Origin of the sequence: Kordia sp., assembly GCF_050633145.1 — a bacterium.
Classification (GTDB): Bacteria; Bacteroidota; Bacteroidia; order Flavobacteriales; family Flavobacteriaceae; genus Kordia.
The window spans coordinates 1-16,034 of record NZ_JBOEFY010000017.1 but is presented as its reverse complement, the minus strand read 5'-3'; the positions used below and the strand labels follow the sequence as shown (position 1 = coordinate 16,034).

The 16,034-nt window shown below is 34.4% G+C and carries 16 protein-coding genes; all 16 read right to left on the bottom strand.

All coding sequences use genetic code 11. From position 1 onward, the window contains the following. Positions 1-80: 80 nt before the first annotated feature. Complete coding sequence (locus ACRBBL_RS08820) at positions 81-827, bottom strand: hypothetical protein (RefSeq protein WP_431368668.1); 747 nt, start codon at positions 825-827, stop codon at positions 81-83. A gap of 157 nt (positions 828-984) precedes the next feature. Beyond that, the gene (locus ACRBBL_RS08815; RefSeq protein WP_431368667.1) at positions 985-1,587 is read right to left on the bottom strand and encodes a hypothetical protein; all 603 of its coding nucleotides are present in this window, start codon (positions 1,585-1,587) and stop codon (positions 985-987) included. Next, positions 1,580-2,074: a hypothetical protein gene (locus ACRBBL_RS08810; RefSeq protein ID WP_431368666.1), complete on the bottom strand. Its 495-nt coding sequence runs from the start codon at positions 2,072-2,074 to the stop codon at positions 1,580-1,582. Before ACRBBL_RS08810 ends, ACRBBL_RS08815 begins: the two co-directional genes overlap by 8 nt. 674 nt (positions 2,075-2,748) lie before the next feature. Next, on the bottom strand, positions 2,749-3,717 hold the full coding sequence (gene arsM / locus ACRBBL_RS08805; RefSeq protein WP_431368665.1) for an arsenosugar biosynthesis arsenite methyltransferase ArsM: 969 nt from the start codon (positions 3,715-3,717) through the stop codon (positions 2,749-2,751). Positions 3,718-3,730: 13 nt separating this feature from the next. Further along, on the bottom strand, positions 3,731-4,144 hold the full coding sequence (locus ACRBBL_RS08800) for a DoxX family membrane protein (protein WP_431368664.1): 414 nt from the start codon (positions 4,142-4,144) through the stop codon (positions 3,731-3,733). Between the two features lie 399 nt (positions 4,145-4,543). Beyond that, positions 4,544-5,356, bottom strand: a complete 813-nt coding sequence (locus ACRBBL_RS08795; protein WP_431368663.1) for a purine-nucleoside phosphorylase — start codon at positions 5,354-5,356, stop codon at positions 4,544-4,546. 16 nt (positions 5,357-5,372) lie between these two features. Continuing rightward, positions 5,373-6,101: a T9SS type A sorting domain-containing protein gene (locus ACRBBL_RS08790; RefSeq protein ID WP_431368662.1), complete on the bottom strand. Its 729-nt coding sequence runs from the start codon at positions 6,099-6,101 to the stop codon at positions 5,373-5,375. A 49-nt stretch (positions 6,102-6,150) separates the two neighbouring features. Further along, positions 6,151-6,759, bottom strand: coding sequence for a TIGR04282 family arsenosugar biosynthesis glycosyltransferase (locus ACRBBL_RS08785; RefSeq protein WP_431368661.1), 609 nt, complete (start codon positions 6,757-6,759; stop codon positions 6,151-6,153). A gap of 2 nt (positions 6,760-6,761) precedes the next feature. Further along, positions 6,762-7,274, bottom strand: coding sequence for a rhodanese-like domain-containing protein (locus ACRBBL_RS08780; protein ID WP_431368660.1), 513 nt, complete (start codon positions 7,272-7,274; stop codon positions 6,762-6,764). A 267-nt stretch (positions 7,275-7,541) separates the two neighbouring features. Beyond that, complete coding sequence (arsS, locus tag ACRBBL_RS08775; RefSeq protein ID WP_431368659.1) at positions 7,542-8,597, bottom strand: arsenosugar biosynthesis radical SAM (seleno)protein ArsS; 1,056 nt, start codon at positions 8,595-8,597, stop codon at positions 7,542-7,544. Between the two features lie 164 nt (positions 8,598-8,761). Next, positions 8,762-9,097: an arsenosugar biosynthesis-associated peroxidase-like protein gene (locus tag ACRBBL_RS08770; protein ID WP_431368658.1), complete on the bottom strand. Its 336-nt coding sequence runs from the start codon at positions 9,095-9,097 to the stop codon at positions 8,762-8,764. A gap of 503 nt (positions 9,098-9,600) precedes the next feature. Then, a complete protein-coding gene (locus tag ACRBBL_RS08765; RefSeq protein ID WP_431368657.1) occupies positions 9,601-11,583 on the bottom strand; it encodes a hypothetical protein in 1,983 nt (660 codons plus the stop codon). A gap of 218 nt (positions 11,584-11,801) precedes the next feature. After that, on the bottom strand, positions 11,802-13,067 hold the full coding sequence (locus ACRBBL_RS08760; protein WP_431368656.1) for a lanthionine synthetase LanC family protein: 1,266 nt from the start codon (positions 13,065-13,067) through the stop codon (positions 11,802-11,804). After that, a complete protein-coding gene (locus tag ACRBBL_RS08755) occupies positions 13,060-14,115 on the bottom strand; it encodes a T3SS effector HopA1 family protein (RefSeq protein ID WP_431368655.1) in 1,056 nt (351 codons plus the stop codon). The genes ACRBBL_RS08760 and ACRBBL_RS08755 overlap by 8 nt, the downstream gene beginning before the upstream one ends. 4 nt (positions 14,116-14,119) lie before the next feature. After that, positions 14,120-15,199, bottom strand: coding sequence for a phosphotransferase family protein (locus ACRBBL_RS08750; protein ID WP_431368654.1), 1,080 nt, complete (start codon positions 15,197-15,199; stop codon positions 14,120-14,122). A 92-nt stretch (positions 15,200-15,291) separates the two neighbouring features. Further along, positions 15,292-16,034 (bottom strand): hypothetical protein (locus tag ACRBBL_RS08745; protein WP_431368653.1); only part of this gene is annotated, 743 nt, incomplete at its 5' end.

Genomic DNA, 16,034 nt, shown 5'->3' with positions numbered 1-16,034 from the left:
CGTGGTGACGTTTGTTATAATAAGTGTAGCCTGCAAATAGGTAGCTATGATTTATTATACATTGTTACCAACTAATTTTTTTATAATTCATGTTTATAGCCAATGTCATTCAAATCGGTTTTAAGTTTTTCGAAGTCGTCTAAATTAGGGTTTATCTCAAGAACTAACTCTCTTGTAATACTGAATCCTGAATAAATCTTATCTACCAACTCTAATTTGAGTTCTCTACTCTCAAATTCTTCTTCATAGTATTCCTCTGCCCACTTCTTATAAGTTGCTGGCTTTCCATCCAATAATTGGAGTAAGTCAGAAGAACCATCTTGGTAATCATCGTCTGGGAGATTGATTTTTCCTATTTTCCAACCTGTGTCTTTTTCAATGTTCCAAATGCAAAATGTTGTTCCAATGCTTTTAACAGGTTCTCTATAAATGAATTCGTTAAAGGCTTTAGGTAAATCTGTAACAATTCCATTTGGTATCTCTTGAATTAATTCTGTTTTCGGTTCTTTCTTTGAGCTAAATAATTTATCCATAAAAGATTTTTTCTCTTTTATGCGAATATTTTTCCAACCATTCATTTTACTTTCTTTAGCGAATCCGTTTATGCATATTGTATCATTGCTAAATAGAATCAACATTTGGTCTCCTTGTCCGTTTCGCATTTCACAAAACTCTTCTTTTTCGCTCCAATCCTTTTGATAAGAGTAATATCTATATTCCCATGCAGGACAAATGATTGCCTCTAATACAGAAATTGATTTACAAAGATTTTGCAGATCATCTGGCTTAGTAATTAGATTCAAATTTTCAGTTGATGGTTTACTCATTTACTTTGTATTACTTGTTGGTACGGTCTTGTATATGAAAAGTAGCGGATTTATACACTAATTTTTTCGGATGATAACAGACCTTTATTTTCTTCGTTTTGTTTCGTTTAAGCGGTTAACCAGCTATTTTTATATACGTTGTTAAGCAAAGTTTTTTTCAGAAAATTGCTCTACATTTTTTATTGGCAGGTTCTTTAACAATGTCAATTCCTTCAATAGATTCAATTTTTTCCACTCTTTCACAACATTGAATTCCCATATAGAATTTACCTTTTATGTGTTCACATTCTTGCATGTCTTTATTGCAAATAGTACAAGAACTTTTTGAAACAATAGTTCTGTCACTAAAAAATAGTTGTGGCGGAAATAGTAATTTTTCTATGATTAACAATCTTTGGTTGTACTTATCTAAATGACTATTAACATTATGAGCCTGCATTGATAAAATGGCAAAATCTTGTGCGTCAACTAAAAAGTCCCAAGCTTTATTGTAGTTTTTTTCATTTAGTGATAACCACATCTTATATTCAGATTTCATAGATTCGATTACAAGCTCAAAACTTGCAAATCCGTTAGCCAAATCATTATCAGAAATTTTAATAGCGTTATTTTTTTCTAATTCAGCTTTTTCTTTTAAATCATTTAAACTTTCTATTGCTTTCTTCTTGTCTTCATCACTTGATGTAAAGTTTAAAAACTTACCTTCATCTTTAAACACTTTGTCAGCAATGTCTCGGAATTCGAGTAGCTTGTTATTCATTTTTTAACTTTTCTAGAATTTTTGGTAATTTGTCCAATCCTTGAATATCTCCTTCGTAACTGAATCTTACGTTTTTAGATTTTTTCTTTGGATTCTTTTCAACTATATATTCTAATTTTATTTTTGGCGAACCTGTTTTGCCTTTAAAAAAATCGGTTAAATAATTAGCAACGACAGATAGACCTACAGCCATTAAGTTTGGATTTTCAGACCAGAATGAATAAGCAATAAATATAGTTGGTCCAATCCAAGTTATATCATTTTCTTGATAATATTTTGTTTCCGAAATATCATTTTCTAGTCTTTCTATATTTATATTTTCGCTACGCCAAAGTTTATTTACTACCTTAACAGAATCATCATAAATAAATTCTTTAACACCTTTTGCGTTTTCAAAATTATAAGGCAGAAATATTAATCCATTTCCATTATTAAGAGATAAATCTTTAATCTTCTCTCTAACGTTAATATATTCTAATTCTTTCATTCTTTACGGTTGGTTTTAAATTTTACCTAACATATGTATAATAGCAATTCCCATTTTTTACTAAAATTGGTTCATAACAGGAACGAATCACAGCGAAACTTCCTATTATTTTTCATAAATGTAAAGTAAAGATTACTTATATGCAATGTGGTTTCCCGTAAAATGGAATGAAAAATTTTATATACACCTTTGTAAAACTTTAAAATCAACTAAAGTTTAATACTAAAAATAGTCCTTCAAAAAAGCTGCTGAGGTTTTGTGTAAAAGTAGCGGAGGAAATGACCAAAACCTGCTGTGGTTTTGAGTAAAAGGAACGGAGGTTTTTGGGCGTTCAATATATAATATAAAAAACACCACAATTCAGTGTTTGAATTGTGGTGTTTGTATAGTTTGAGTTCTTAGAAAACTCTATTAGTTTATTATCCAAACGTCTGATCGAGTGGCAAATCTGTGATTTGTTGTATCGAGATCTACTATGAAGAACTTATATATTTCAAAGTACTTCTCGATACTATTTTTCTTCATGTTATTTCGAAAAATCACTCGAAGTGACGGTTCGTTTCAATAGAAAAATAATTGTCAAATCGAGCGCAGTCGAGATTCTATGAAGCACATTGTTTCAATTTGATTTCGACTGCGCTCAATCTGACAATTAGTAAATCATATATTTTTACTTAGCAACATCCGCCGCCATCGTAATGGTATGTAGATTCTGAAATATAAATATCGTCTCTTCCTAAAGCAGCTAAATCTCCAGCTGTTTTATCACAGATAGCAATTGGCTGATTTTTTAGTAGAATGTGCCCTTTTTCATCATCAAAATAGTCTTCTGTACCAAAGTATATCGCTGCTTTTCCTGTAAAAATACAAGGTCCGTCTGCTGGCATAGGATCTTTGATTGCTGCTACTTCAATTGATTCGATATAGATTAATTCGTCTGTTGGATAATTCTTAGAATCCAAAATACGATATGGTTTACGTGCACGAATTTCGATGGTTCCAAAACCTGCATCTGTCAACATTTTTACGTATTCAGCAATTGGCAAACTTCCGCTTAAACACAATGCGCGCAAACGTTCGTCGTTACGTAAAGTTTCGTTCATTGGCTGCTCACATGTTGGATCGCTCATTACCAATTTTCCATGTGGTTTTAATACGCGATACATTTCGGCAATTGCCTTTTTTAAATCTTCTGTTTTAAAGATGTTGAATAAGCAGTTTTGTGCTGCAACATCAATAGTATTATCATCTACAGGTAAGTTTAATGCATCACCTTTACGTAGGTCTACAAATTCACTTTTAAACCAATCATTTTGTGCTTCGGCTTCTTCAAAGTTTTTGCGAGATGCTTCTAACATTTCATCTACAACATCCAAGCCAATAACACCACCTTTTTGACGATTGAAGTATGCAAATTGCAATAATTCCATTCCGCCACCAACACCAACATATAACATTGTCGGATTGTTTGTTAAATCGCGTGCATGAACTGTGCTTCCGCAACCATAGTTCATTTCTTGCATGATTTTAGGAATTTTTAAACCTGGCAATTCCCAAATTGGATTCGTTGTGCAACACAGTCCAACATCGGGAGTTAATGCTGCTTCTTTGTATACGTCGTGTGTAGTTTCTAAATAACTCATTAATCGTTTCTGTTTATTTTTTCTTCAATAAAGTGTCTAGTCGATAGTAATCCCATTCTTTTGGTAATAGGAGCAAGGTCAACAATAAAATTGCTCTGAACATTACATGCGATAAATCCCAAATTGGTTCTACCAAACCGTGCCCGAAAGTTACGATTATTAACACAGATGCCAAAGCGTATAATGTGTAGTCGCGTTTTAGTCCAATTATTAACAACAAACCACCTAAAAATTCTATATACGATGTATAATACGCAGTTCCATACAATAGAAAGTCGGGTAAAATACCTTCATAGGTTTTAGCAAAAAAGTTGTTGTATACATTGTCTACACCAAATTTGAATAGTTTACCGAACCCTTGAAAGAAGAAGATAAAACCTAGTAATAATCTGATGGTTAGTAACGCGATTTTTTTGTTTGTGTTCATGGTGTTGTTGCTAGTTGTTTGTTGTCGGTTGTCAGTTGTTTGTTTTGAGTGCCTCAGACAACACTTTTTTTATTTCTCAATCTCAAATACTCAATACTAACAACTCACTACTATTTTCCGCTGTTTCTTTGAGTTTCCCATTTTTGTGGGAAGTTCCGCGTAAGCGATGGAGCTATTGTTGGAGCTCCTCACTTCGACTTCGCCCAATGAACTCGTTTATTTCAACGTTAAGAGAGCGACTAGCGAGAGCGCGACGAAAATGCTTCACCCTAAGAGTGAAGCATTTTGGATACGCCCAAGTTTATAATGTCATTGGTCGTCAATTCGTTTTTTTTGTCGATATGCAATCTGTTTATTCGTAATTAACGAAGAACTAGCAATCAACAACGAACAACCAAATTATAATGTTTTAATCAACTCACTAAAGAGTGTAATCATTTTTGGTTCTGCTTTTCCAGCAACAGCAATGATATCTGCAATGTCTACAGGTGCTAAATTATCTGGATCACATTCGTCCGTAAGGACAGAAACTGCCAAACATGGCAAGTTTAAATGATTTGCCACAATGACTTCGGGAACAGTACTCATTCCGACAGCATCGGCACCAATAATTTTTAGCATTCGGTATTCGGCACGCGTTTCTAATTGCGGACCAACCACACTTGCATAGACTCCTTTTTGGATGTCAATTTTTTGCGTTGCTGCAATTTCTTCTACTTTGGCAATCATGTCTGCATCATACGGCGCACTCATGTCTGCAAAGCGTTCTCCGAATTGACTGACACCTTTGAAAGCCAATGGCGAACCTCCTTGAAGGTTGATGTGATCGTCAATGATCATGATATCCCCTTTTTTGTAGTCTAAATTGATGGCTCCTGCAGCATTTGAAACCAATAGTTTTTGGATTCCTAGTTTGTGCATGATGCGAATTGGATAGGTAATGTCTACAAAGTCATAGCCTTCATATAAGTGAAAGCGTCCTTGCATAACAACTACTTTTTTTCCTGCTAAGGTTCCAAATATGAGTTTTCCTGTGTGGAATTCTACCGTTGCTAATGGAAAGTACGGAATGTTGTTGTAGTGTGCTTCTGCGATGATGTCTACTTCATCGATGAGTTTTCCTAAACCTGTTCCTAATACGATTCCAATTTCTGGATTGTCAAATCCTTTACTTATTAAATATTCGGTTGTTTCTGTGATGTGTTTTAACATAAATGTATGTACGTTTTTAGCGCTTTATCAGTTTTTTAACCACTTTTTGGTTATTGCTTTTTAATTGAACTAAATATACACCAGAATTTAAGTTTGCTAAAGAAAACGATTGTTTTTTTACACGCGACGCTTCTGAAGCAATGACTTTGTTTCCTAAGATGTCATATATTTCTACTGCAAGTTCGTTTTGAGAATCGTTTGAAATTTCAAAGTAATCATTTGCAGGATTTGGATATACAGTCACTGATTCACTCAACGTTTTTTCATTAACACTTAGCAATGCACAATCAGGACCATTAACCGCTCCTAAGTTTACATAACCCCAACGTTCGTTAATTCCGATGCATTGAATCACAATATAATCGTACGTGCCTAAGTCAACGTTTGGATATGTTGTTTGATTGATAGAAAATGTTTTCATTCCTGTGATTGGCGATAATACTGGTGATGTCATTCCGTTGTCGCCTAAAAGTGGTCCTGTAGTAACTTCGATTGGATCTGCGCCAGGAGCCAGAATATCATCTAATTTAGATAAGTACACTCTTAAGTCTAAACCTTGAACCGTCATAAAGTTTGAATCGAAAATAACGTCTTTGTTACCACCAGTGGTAAACGTAAGGCTTGCTGTTCCACTGATACTGTAGGCTGGATCACTTTGGACGAAGTTTCCAGATCGTGCGCATTGGGCATTAATTTGTAGTGCGCCAAATGCAGCGCATAATAATACGAGTAATTTTGTTTTCATAGTAGCTTTTTTGTGAACGTATATTCTTAGGATGAATGTACGTTACTAGTTATAGTAAATAGTTTTTAAAAGCCTCGTATGGTTCTAAATCTTCTGCGTGGTCAATGTCGTTTAATGTTTCTAGTAGTTGAATGTTTTGGTTGTCCAAATCGTTCAATGTGTCTGCTAAGACTGTTTCTGTTCCCCAATTTTTTGGAGCAAATGCTTTTTCGTGCAAAGCTTTCATACCTAATAAGTAATAACCGCCATCTTGTGCTGGACCAATTACAATATCATTTGTATCTAAAGCTTCAATTGCTTCTTCAATGTGTTTGGGTTGTAGATCGTATAAGTCACTTCCAATGATAATTACTTTTTCATATTTATGTTGAAAAGCATCTTTAAATGCGTTTAGCATACGTTCTCCTAGATCGTTACCGAATTGTGCCTTCTTCTGATAGGAATCATCGGGCCATATATCGTTCTGTCGAACTGAAACCGAATACCATACACATTTGTCTGTATTTATTTTTTGAAGTACATTTTCTGTGTGTTCTAAAAGTTTGATGTAAACTTCTAAAGCGGCTTTTTCGCCTATGCCTTTAGCCAAACGTGTTTTCACTTTTCCGAGTTCAGGATTTCGTGTAAACGTCATGAGAAGCGTTGTACTGTTGCGCATGTTTATTGTTTAGATTTTTTCTTTTTGTAGATTTTGACACCTTTTTTGAGCCAGATACTCCAGTCTTCATTGAAAGTATGCACATTTTCGGTAGTTTCTCCTTTGTTGTCTACCACAGAATTGTCTTGGTTTTTCCATTCAAAAATTCCACCATAAAGATTGTACACATTGGTATATCCAGCTTTTTTGAGTTTTTCGGCAATATCTTCTGAGCGAATTCCTAAAGAACAGTACACTACAATTGGTGTGTTTTTATCTTTTGGAAGTAGTTTTTTTATTTTTTTGAGTTTGAATTTATCATAGCCCACACAAACCGCATTTTTGATATGACTGGTTTCATATTCTATTTTTTCGCGACTGTCAAGCAATACAATGTTTTCCTTTTGAACCAACTCTGAAACTGTTATGTATGGAATGGATTCTTTGTTTTCTTTTTGGAGGAGACTGTCGAGTGCTGTTTGTCCGTTCGCGAAAACGAAAGTGAAAAGAATTATAGAATATATTATATACTTCATTTCTAATTTTTATTTCATATTACCTGAAGGTATCACCTTTTAGTTTCTTTTAAACTTTTGAATATATGTTCATTTTTGTCTTGACACAAAAACGAACCAAAAAAGTCAAGACGATCTGTAGGAAATTGCTGCGCATCATTCGTTCATGCGCTTCATGCTTGATGCTACGCATCGCAATTCCGCTTTTCACTCATTATTTCTGAAGATCGTCGTTTGCAATCATTTACACATTGTGGAAAAATGCTATCATACCAAATTTTGTATACTTTAAGCAACTGTTCCTTGGCAGCTACTTCCTGCGCCAGCCGTACAGCCGTAACAGTGTTGTGAGATGATGATGTTTCGTTTGCTTAAGTCTTCTTCGTTGTATTCTGAAATGTGTTTTGATTTGCTTGCTACTTTTAAATCGAGCATTTGATTAAAGTCACAATCGTATAACCAACCGTCCCAACTTACTGAAATTGTATTTGTACACATCACACTTGCTACTGCACTTGGGTTAAACGCTTCTACTAATGAATACATGTAATCTTCATAGTTTTCAGAAGCAATTAGGTAATCCAAGAAACGACTTATTGGCAAGTTTGTGATTGCAAATAAATTATGGAATTGAATGTTGAAATCGTCCAATAATGCTTTTTTGAAATCTTTTTCCATTGCCATTTGATCGCCTGGTAAGAATGCTCCTGAAGGATTGTATACCAAGTCTAATCGTAAATCACTATCTGGCATTCCATACCCAACTGCATTGAGTTCTTGTAACGCTTTTATTGATTTGTCGAAAACTCCATCACCACGTTGTTTGTCTGTTTTTCCGCGCGTCCAGTGTGGCATTGAGGAAACAACATGTACGTTGTGTTTTTTGAAGAATTCAGGCAAGTCGTAGTATTTTTTGTTGGCACGAATGATTGTAAGATTTGATCGTACAATAAAATCTTTGACACCAATTTTAGATGCTTCTTCTACAAACCAACGGAAATTAGGATTCATTTCAGGTGCGCCACCTGTAAGATCGAGCGTATGTGCGCCAGTTTTTTCAATGACGTCTAAACATTGTTGCATGGTTTCGCGCGTCATGATTTCCTTTCGGTCAGGTCCTGCATCTACATGGCAATGTGAACATACCTGATTGCACATATACCCTACATTGATTTGTAATATTTCAATGCTTTTCGGTTTTAGAGGAAATTGATTTGTTTCTTTTATCTTGTTTGCAAACGTTGGCAATTCACCACTTTTAAAAATTCCATTTGATAGAATTTCCAATTGTTTTTGCGTGTTTGCTAGGTCACTTTCTCTTTTTTGTAGGGACTTTGTCGCCATTGATCAATTTTTGTTTTTCGTCTCTAAGTCGTATACGTAATTTAGAGTATTTGGGTTTCAGATTCAACTTTTATATAGAACCTTTCTATTTTTGATTACGAGATCCTGATTTTCATCAGGATGAGTGACTTGTACAATTTTGCTTTGCAAAATTAACAATCTACTCACATTTCTAACTTATTAACTTTGTTCATCATTTGCACACCATGTACTAAGGTTGCACCACTTTTAATAGCTGCGCCGACATGAATGGCTTCCATCATTTCTTCTTTCGTAATTCCGCGTTGTAAACCATCTTTCGTATAAGCATCTATGCAATATGGGCATTGCTCTGTATGTGCAACGGCCAATGCAATTAATGATTTTTCGCGTGGTGTGAGTGCACCTTCTTCAAAGACTTTTCCGTAGTATTCAAAGAATTTATTTCCAAGTTCTTCGCTCCATTCTGTAATAGCTCCAAATTTTTTTAAGTCTCTTGGATTGTAATATGATTTGTCCATGTTTTATGCTTGTTTTTCGTTTGAGAGCTGCTAAAATACGCAAAATCAAACAGTCTATAATAGGACGCAATTTTTTTCAAAACTTTACACGGAAATCAAAGAAATTAAAAGATGTTGATATTTAGAGTAAGATGAGTGCTGAAAAAGTAGATTTGAAAGTTGAATTTTTTTTCCAAAATGTGTTATGTGTGAGATCTCGTTCTGTAACGAGATCAATTCAACGTACATCTTTGTGTTCGCCTTTTTGGGCTACTCAAAGTTGAGTTTCATTGAATTAAAAATCCCAAGCGGACACTTGGGATTTTCGTAAGTTCTTCGAATCCATGTACCTAACTATCTATGAACGACTACAACCTCTATTCAGAAATACACATGAATTTTACTTGAACTTTCAATAAGTAAAAGTACACGCTTCTAAAAATGTATTCACTAGGGAATACCTTAAAAATAAAAGGGAAAATAACCCTTGTTATGAAGTTTTGTTTGTAGGAATTAAAGTGTTTTTATTTCCATTTTCCGCCTAGAAATAGTTCGTATTCTTTTACACAGCCAATAAATTGTCTATTGTATAATGTGCTTTCTAGTTGAAATAATTTCAGGCGATTATTATTAGTAATAAAGATGAACTCGTCAGCTTGACTAGTGAAGGATTTGTGCACAATGAAATCTTTATAATGTATAAAATTCACAGCAATTACAGAGCTTGGTTGGAATGTGTTCGAACTGAAAGGGAACAAAATAATTTGATCGTCATCAGTCCAACCCATCAAGTCGTCAGAACCGTTAGCTTTAAATTTTCCGACATAGAAATTTTTAAATGTATTTGAACCAATACTTCCCACATGAGAAGCGCCACCTTGTCCATAAAAAGTACTATTGTTAAAGGGGAATAGATAAAAATCACCACTATTTGTTAATCCAATAAGATCATTCGTTCCATTTCCTGTCCATTGTCCAGAAAAGAATTTTGTATAGGTGCTAGGGTTTACGTGTCCAATAACGTTCCCATAATTTGGTCCGCCAAATGAAGTTCCATTAAAAGGTAAAAGGATAAATTGTCCAGTATTTGTTAAGCCAATGAGATCGTCGGTGCCATTATTTGTCCAATTGCCTACGTAAAATTCCACATAACTAGACGGATTTATAATTGGAACTTCAATCGGACCACCTTGCCCATAAAAAGTACTGTTGTTATAAGGGAACAAGATAAGTTTATTGTCATGTGTTAACGCAAGGACATCATCTGTTGAATTTCCGACCCAATTTCCGACATAGAATTTTTTGTAAATACTTGGACTTGTATGTGCAACTTGTACTTTTTCATTGTAACAGTTGCATTCATTTCCAAAATCGTATCGTTGAAATTCATAGGCTTCATTGATAGCTAAAAAGTAATTGTCTAGGTTTATATTATTGATCGCTTCTCCTGAATAGGTATTACTAGAAACGTTCATAGATACCCAGTTTTCTTGATTGAGCACGTTGTTTAACGTTCTTTGTTCTATGGCGTGTCTTTTACATTTTTGTGCAAAAGTATTGTTATTGATATCGGTACTTAGTTGAGGAATTCCACCAATTCTGATAGGAATGTCTCTATCTCTTTCATATAAAAAGGTGTTGTTATGAATTTTGAAATGTTTTCCGGCTACCTCTTCAGTTCCTCCATTTTTTCCGTGTACATCAAATCTATGTGTTTTATTTACTCCATCATCACCAGGTTCTCCAATGATATTATAGGAAGCTTCATACGATTGTTCTTCACTACCACTAGCAGAGATATCATGCCTATTGTATTCAAAATTATTACAAGAAATTAATACATCTGTTTCTGTGGAAGCATCATTATATACAGCAACTCCGTAACCCAAACCAGCTCTTCTATTGTGATGAATGTAATTACTGATTATTTTATTTTGTTTGGAGTTAGTGATTTTTACTCCTGCTAAAAACCAACCTTTAATTTCACAGTTTTCTACTACTAATCTATCATAATAATCTATTTCAATACCAGTTGTTTCACCAGAAGAAGGGAAAATATTAGTACTATGCCCAAAGATTCTAACTCCACTAAAAGTGACATCGTTTGCTTCAACTTTAAACATTGTTTGTCCAACGAAATTATTATGCAATATAGCGCCTTCAGAACCACCTTGATTTCTATTACTTACAATTTTTATGGATTTATTTATGATGATTGGCAAGTCGCTTTCAGCGAAAGAAAAAGTTACATTATCATTTAAATATATAATGTTTCCATTTACTGAATTTGTGATCGCAGTTTTTAATTCGGTAATGTTATTTACAACAAAATCTGATTCAATAGCATTATAATCATCATATGAATAAGGGCAACCTTCTGGGAGATCTAAACTTTTGATACTTGTTTCTGCGGTTTCTTTTTGAGCAGTTTTTGAATCGTTTATTAGCTCATCATTCTCACAAGAATATAGAATGATGATAGCTAATATTGGTATTATCTTTTTCATGATTATTGATTTTAAAAATTAATTATAAAGTAAATTAATACATAAAAACGATTAATTCATAAAAAGTTAATCTACAATTCGACAATTATAGGTTGTATAATACCAATGTAGTTTGTGGTTATTTATATTGCTTAATATGATTATAGAATCAATATTTTAGTTAATTGTGTTTTCTACTATTTTCTATGTGAAATCTTCGAATTCTTATATCATAAATTCTAAGGTACCAACGCAGAAGGAATATTCATCATATCTGCCAAACGCAAGTAAAACATGCCTGTTCCCGACATTCCCAACATGAGTCCAGGATTTTCTTGTTGCCCAATTGTTAATCCGCTAGGATCGTTTACACCACTTGGAAATACAACGCCTGTTGCATCGTATTGTGTGATTCCCAAGTTCCCTGCATTTTTTGCAATTTGTGCATATTCAGGATTGTTTAATACTTGACTCGCATATAGTAAGATGTCAGCATTTCCAGCCAATCCGTGGCACAATGAGAAGTTTGCTTTTGAGTTTATATTTGTTTCTTGAATGACGCTTCTTTTGGTAGTTTCTAGAGCAATCTTAGCTTCTTGTAAGAAGTATTCGTGCTTGGTCATTTCATAGGCTTTTAAATGTGCAATGGCAATTCCTGGCGCACCATGACACCACATTACTCCGTAGGTTAACGGCTTAGTGCCATTATACTCACGTAAGTCTGGCCAGTTTTGCGTTTGTTGGTTGTACCATTGCTTCTCATAGTTGTATCCGCCCATAGCGGTATACCAATATTCTTCTTGTTTTGTTGTTGCATATAGCTCCATCAGTGCAGAAGCAATTCCTGAAGCTCCATGCGAATATCCCGTTAAGGCATTCTTTTGGTCAACAGTCATCCATGAATAGACGTCTCCTTTTTTCATGGCTTTACCTAGTAGAAATTGCCCGCATTTTTTAGCAATTTCCAAGAAATCATCGTCTTGTTCTGCATAGTATAGTTTTAACAACACAGAGATAGATCCGGCAGCGCCCGAAATAATATCTACTTCATAATCGGCAATATTTTCATCTTTTACAGATTTAATATAACTAAGCGCTTTTGTAATGAGTTCGTTATTCCCTGATTTTTTTCCAATTTTCCATAAGGTATATCCAACACCTATTTTTCCAGAATAGTATCCAAAGTTGTTAACTTTATTTTTATCTAAATTGAAATATATAGTATTTAAAGCACCATTTAGTGTGTGTAGTATGATAGGATCTTGGGTTTTTTCATATAATTCTGCCAAGAATAAAGCAATTCCAGTAAGTCCGCTATAAAGATCAATGCTACAAGCTTTGACAACGGTTTCAAATTTACCGCCTACACTACCTACTTCATGACCTGTCCAGTTACACATGTCTTTATACCATAATGCTTCTTTGGCTAAGTATTTACCAATATTATGTGCGGTTTTCACATACATTTGTACATCTTTTTTGAGTGTGGTTTCTATATTATTCATAAGTTGGGAACGTTGGCGTTAGTGCTGTATGCTTGTTAAGGTACAAACGGTTTAGAGTCATTCCTTTTCTTAATAAAGAATTTACGACAGTGTCAAACGTTTGTTTTGTATTTTTTTCTTGCTGAAACGCATCTACTAAAGCTGTTGCAATGGTAGATGATCTGCTCATTCCAAAACTTTGCCCTTTCCCAGGATCTTCCGCGTAACTAACACCTTTAAAAAGTTGTTTGGTAAACATCGGAATTTCGTCTACAAGATACGGTTCTAAATTTGGAATTACAGTATTTAAAATGATAGAGATTAGTTGTACATGCTTTTTGTTAAAGTATAAAACAGCCGAATCAGAACGTACGTAGAGTTCAGGATGATTTAAGCATTTGAATTGAAACGGAATTTTGTAATCGTTTAAAGTTATTGTGAGTAAGTTGATGAGTTTGGATGCGCCTTCTGGCGAAACGTTCCAATAAATACGTCCAATTTCTACTTCTTGAGGAAATAGTTCATTTCCAAATACATGATAAAATACTGGTTGAATGTTTTTGTTTTCTTTTTGACGTGTTAAGTTTACTTTGGTATTAACTACTGCTTGTTTTTGTTGAGGATTTACAAACCGATAACTATTAGGTTGTAACCATCGTAATTCGCCATTTTTTTGAACGTATACATTTTTTGTTGTCGTGTCAATATTGTAAATATTCCAATGATAATCAAACCCACCTACAGAAGTGTTTGCTTGCGAGAGTTGATCCATAAATTCATTGCGTTCTGCTTTTGGCGGAATCTTTGAAGTATGTTGACCATTTTTAATGCCACAATAAAATTTAGAATAAATTGTATTTGTTAATGCATTGATAAGATTGGTACGTTGTTGCTGATCGTCTACAGTTGAGTTACTTCCAAACGATTTAAAATCTTCTGCAAATGTTTGATACGGCATCTGATTTTGAACATATTCTTCTTCTCCTTGTACCTTATAAGTGCTTAAAGACGTAATTTCAATAGCATTTATAATTTGTTGTACTTGTTGTGTATATGTGTTGTCTTTCATCGTCTTAGTCTATTAAATTCCATTGTTTCGCAATTCTTTCTAGATCTCCTAAAATATGATTGCAAAATTGTAAAATACGTACTGAGTTTGCATACATTTGTTTTTGTGCCATGTTGTTCTCAAAAGCAGTTTGAATCATGCGTGCAGCCATGTATGAAAGTGTTTTGAGTAATTTTTCTCTTGCTTCTGTTTCTGTGAATTTTTGTGCAGATGCATATGTTTTCCAAAGTAATTTTACAACAGGAGTAATGGTTTCAATTGTTAAAAATTCAGAACCTTGTATTTGCTGATGTTGTTGAATATTTTGATTGTTAAAGCTTAAAACCCATGCACTAAAGTACGATTGAAAAATACCAGCTACATCCCATAATGGATCGCCTAAATCGGCAATTTCCCAATCAATCAACTTTACATCTTCATTATTTGGCATCACAATAAAGTTCATCCACTTAATATCTCCGTGAATTAAGCTTGTAGTTTCCCACTGAGCAGCCACTTTCTCCATTCTTTTTACCAAATCTTGATGTTTGTGAATTTCAGAAATGACAGTATTGTTAATCCCTTTTGAGCTTCTATTTAATAATTGTCCTGTGTTTAAAATCCAAGGAATTTGTTTGCTGAAAAATTGTAGTGAGCTATTATTTTTTATTTCATCAGTAATATCAAAATGATACGAAGCTAAAATATGCGCCATTTTAACTGCGTGTGATTCTGATAGTTTTTTGTCTCTATACACAGTTTCGTGTATGTTTTTTGTGTTTGCAAAATATTCCGTTACTAAAATGTTGTGATACGGATCGTACCCATAATAATCTGGAATATGTGTTGCTGTTTCTTTAAATAAATCTGATTGATGAATTAAATAATGACTCGTAGCATCTTTTTGCATTAAGTAACTATTGGTAGCATCTTGCGCTATGAGTTGCTTAACAAATAATCCTTTGTCTAGCTGTTGCTGAATTTTAAAAATAGAATTCCTGCTTTGTGTTTGTGTAAGCATATAATCTCCAGACATGAATGAAGTTGGTTCTAAAAAACCTTTGTCTAGTAGATAGTGAGTGATATTTTTCTTTGTTAAGCGCATAAAAATAATTTTGAGTTTTAAAAGCTGCCTGCAAAAAACAGGCAGCTATATAATAATAAAAAATAGTTGTATCTATTACAGATAAGCTATTATTAACATACTGGCCATGCTCCTGTACAACTACGTGTAGGAATACAGTTAGCAACAGGAATACTATGTATTTGTGCTTGTGCATTTCCACCATCACATCCTACTTGCGTACATACTGTAGCAGCAGTTCCTGGTTGGTGACATCCTTCATACCCAGTACATCCTAAAAGATGTGTAGGTCCACATCCTATTTGCGTACATACAGTAGCAGCAGTTCCGTGTTGTCCGCATCCTTCATACGCTGTATGACCTAATGTGTCATTACAACCTATTTGTGTACATACAGTAGCTTCAGTTCCGTGTTGTCCACATCCTTGATACGCTGTATGACCAAGTGCCTGAGCGTCTGCATCTCCTTGAGGACACACAGTTTCTGGTGGTGTTCCAGTTGGAGTAATACATCCTTCATATCCAGTACATCCTATAAGATGCGTTGGTTCGCAACCTATTTGTGTACATAGAGTAGCTTCAGTTCCGTGTTGTCCACACCCTTCATAAGCTGTATGACCAAGTGCTTGAGCATCTGCATCTCCTTGAGGGCACACAGTTTCAGGAGGCGTACCTGTTGGTTGAATACAACCTTCATATCCAGTGCAACCTAAAAGGTGTGTTGGTTCGCAACCTACTTGTGTACATACTGTAGCAATAGTTTCTTGTTGGTGACAACCTAACCATCCCGTTTGTCCAACACAATGACCTGGTTGTGTGCAACCTTCAGTTCCTGTTGGTCCTAAGTTTTGTGCAT

Excerpts from the sequence above, each read along its gene's own strand:
- ACRBBL_RS08820 (WP_431368668.1), bottom strand. The coding sequence starts at position 827 with ATGAGTAAACCATCAACTGAAAATTTGAATCTAATTACTAAGCCAGAT.
- ACRBBL_RS08815 (WP_431368667.1), bottom strand. The coding sequence starts at position 1,587 with ATGAATAACAAGCTACTCGAATTCCGAGACATTGCTGACAAAGTGTTT.
- ACRBBL_RS08810 (WP_431368666.1), bottom strand. The coding sequence starts at position 2,074 with ATGAAAGAATTAGAATATATTAACGTTAGAGAGAAGATTAAAGATTTA.
- arsM (WP_431368665.1), bottom strand. The coding sequence starts at position 3,717 with ATGAGTTATTTAGAAACTACACACGACGTATACAAAGAAGCAGCATTA.
- ACRBBL_RS08800 (WP_431368664.1), bottom strand. The coding sequence starts at position 4,144 with ATGAACACAAACAAAAAAATCGCGTTACTAACCATCAGATTATTACTA.
- ACRBBL_RS08795 (WP_431368663.1), bottom strand. The coding sequence starts at position 5,356 with ATGTTAAAACACATCACAGAAACAACCGAATATTTAATAAGTAAAGGA.
- ACRBBL_RS08790 (WP_431368662.1), bottom strand. The coding sequence starts at position 6,101 with ATGAAAACAAAATTACTCGTATTATTATGCGCTGCATTTGGCGCACTA.
- ACRBBL_RS08785 (WP_431368661.1), bottom strand. The coding sequence starts at position 6,759 with ATGCGCAACAGTACAACGCTTCTCATGACGTTTACACGAAATCCTGAA.
- ACRBBL_RS08780 (WP_431368660.1), bottom strand. The coding sequence starts at position 7,274 with ATGAAGTATATAATATATTCTATAATTCTTTTCACTTTCGTTTTCGCG.
- arsS (WP_431368659.1), bottom strand. The coding sequence starts at position 8,597 with ATGGCGACAAAGTCCCTACAAAAAAGAGAAAGTGACCTAGCAAACACG.
- ACRBBL_RS08770 (WP_431368658.1), bottom strand. The coding sequence starts at position 9,097 with ATGGACAAATCATATTACAATCCAAGAGACTTAAAAAAATTTGGAGCT.
- ACRBBL_RS08765 (WP_431368657.1), bottom strand. The coding sequence starts at position 11,583 with ATGAAAAAGATAATACCAATATTAGCTATCATCATTCTATATTCTTGT.
- ACRBBL_RS08760 (WP_431368656.1), bottom strand. The coding sequence starts at position 13,067 with ATGAATAATATAGAAACCACACTCAAAAAAGATGTACAAATGTATGTG.
- ACRBBL_RS08755 (WP_431368655.1), bottom strand. The coding sequence starts at position 14,115 with ATGAAAGACAACACATATACACAACAAGTACAACAAATTATAAATGCT.
- ACRBBL_RS08750 (WP_431368654.1), bottom strand. The coding sequence starts at position 15,199 with ATGCGCTTAACAAAGAAAAATATCACTCACTATCTACTAGACAAAGGT.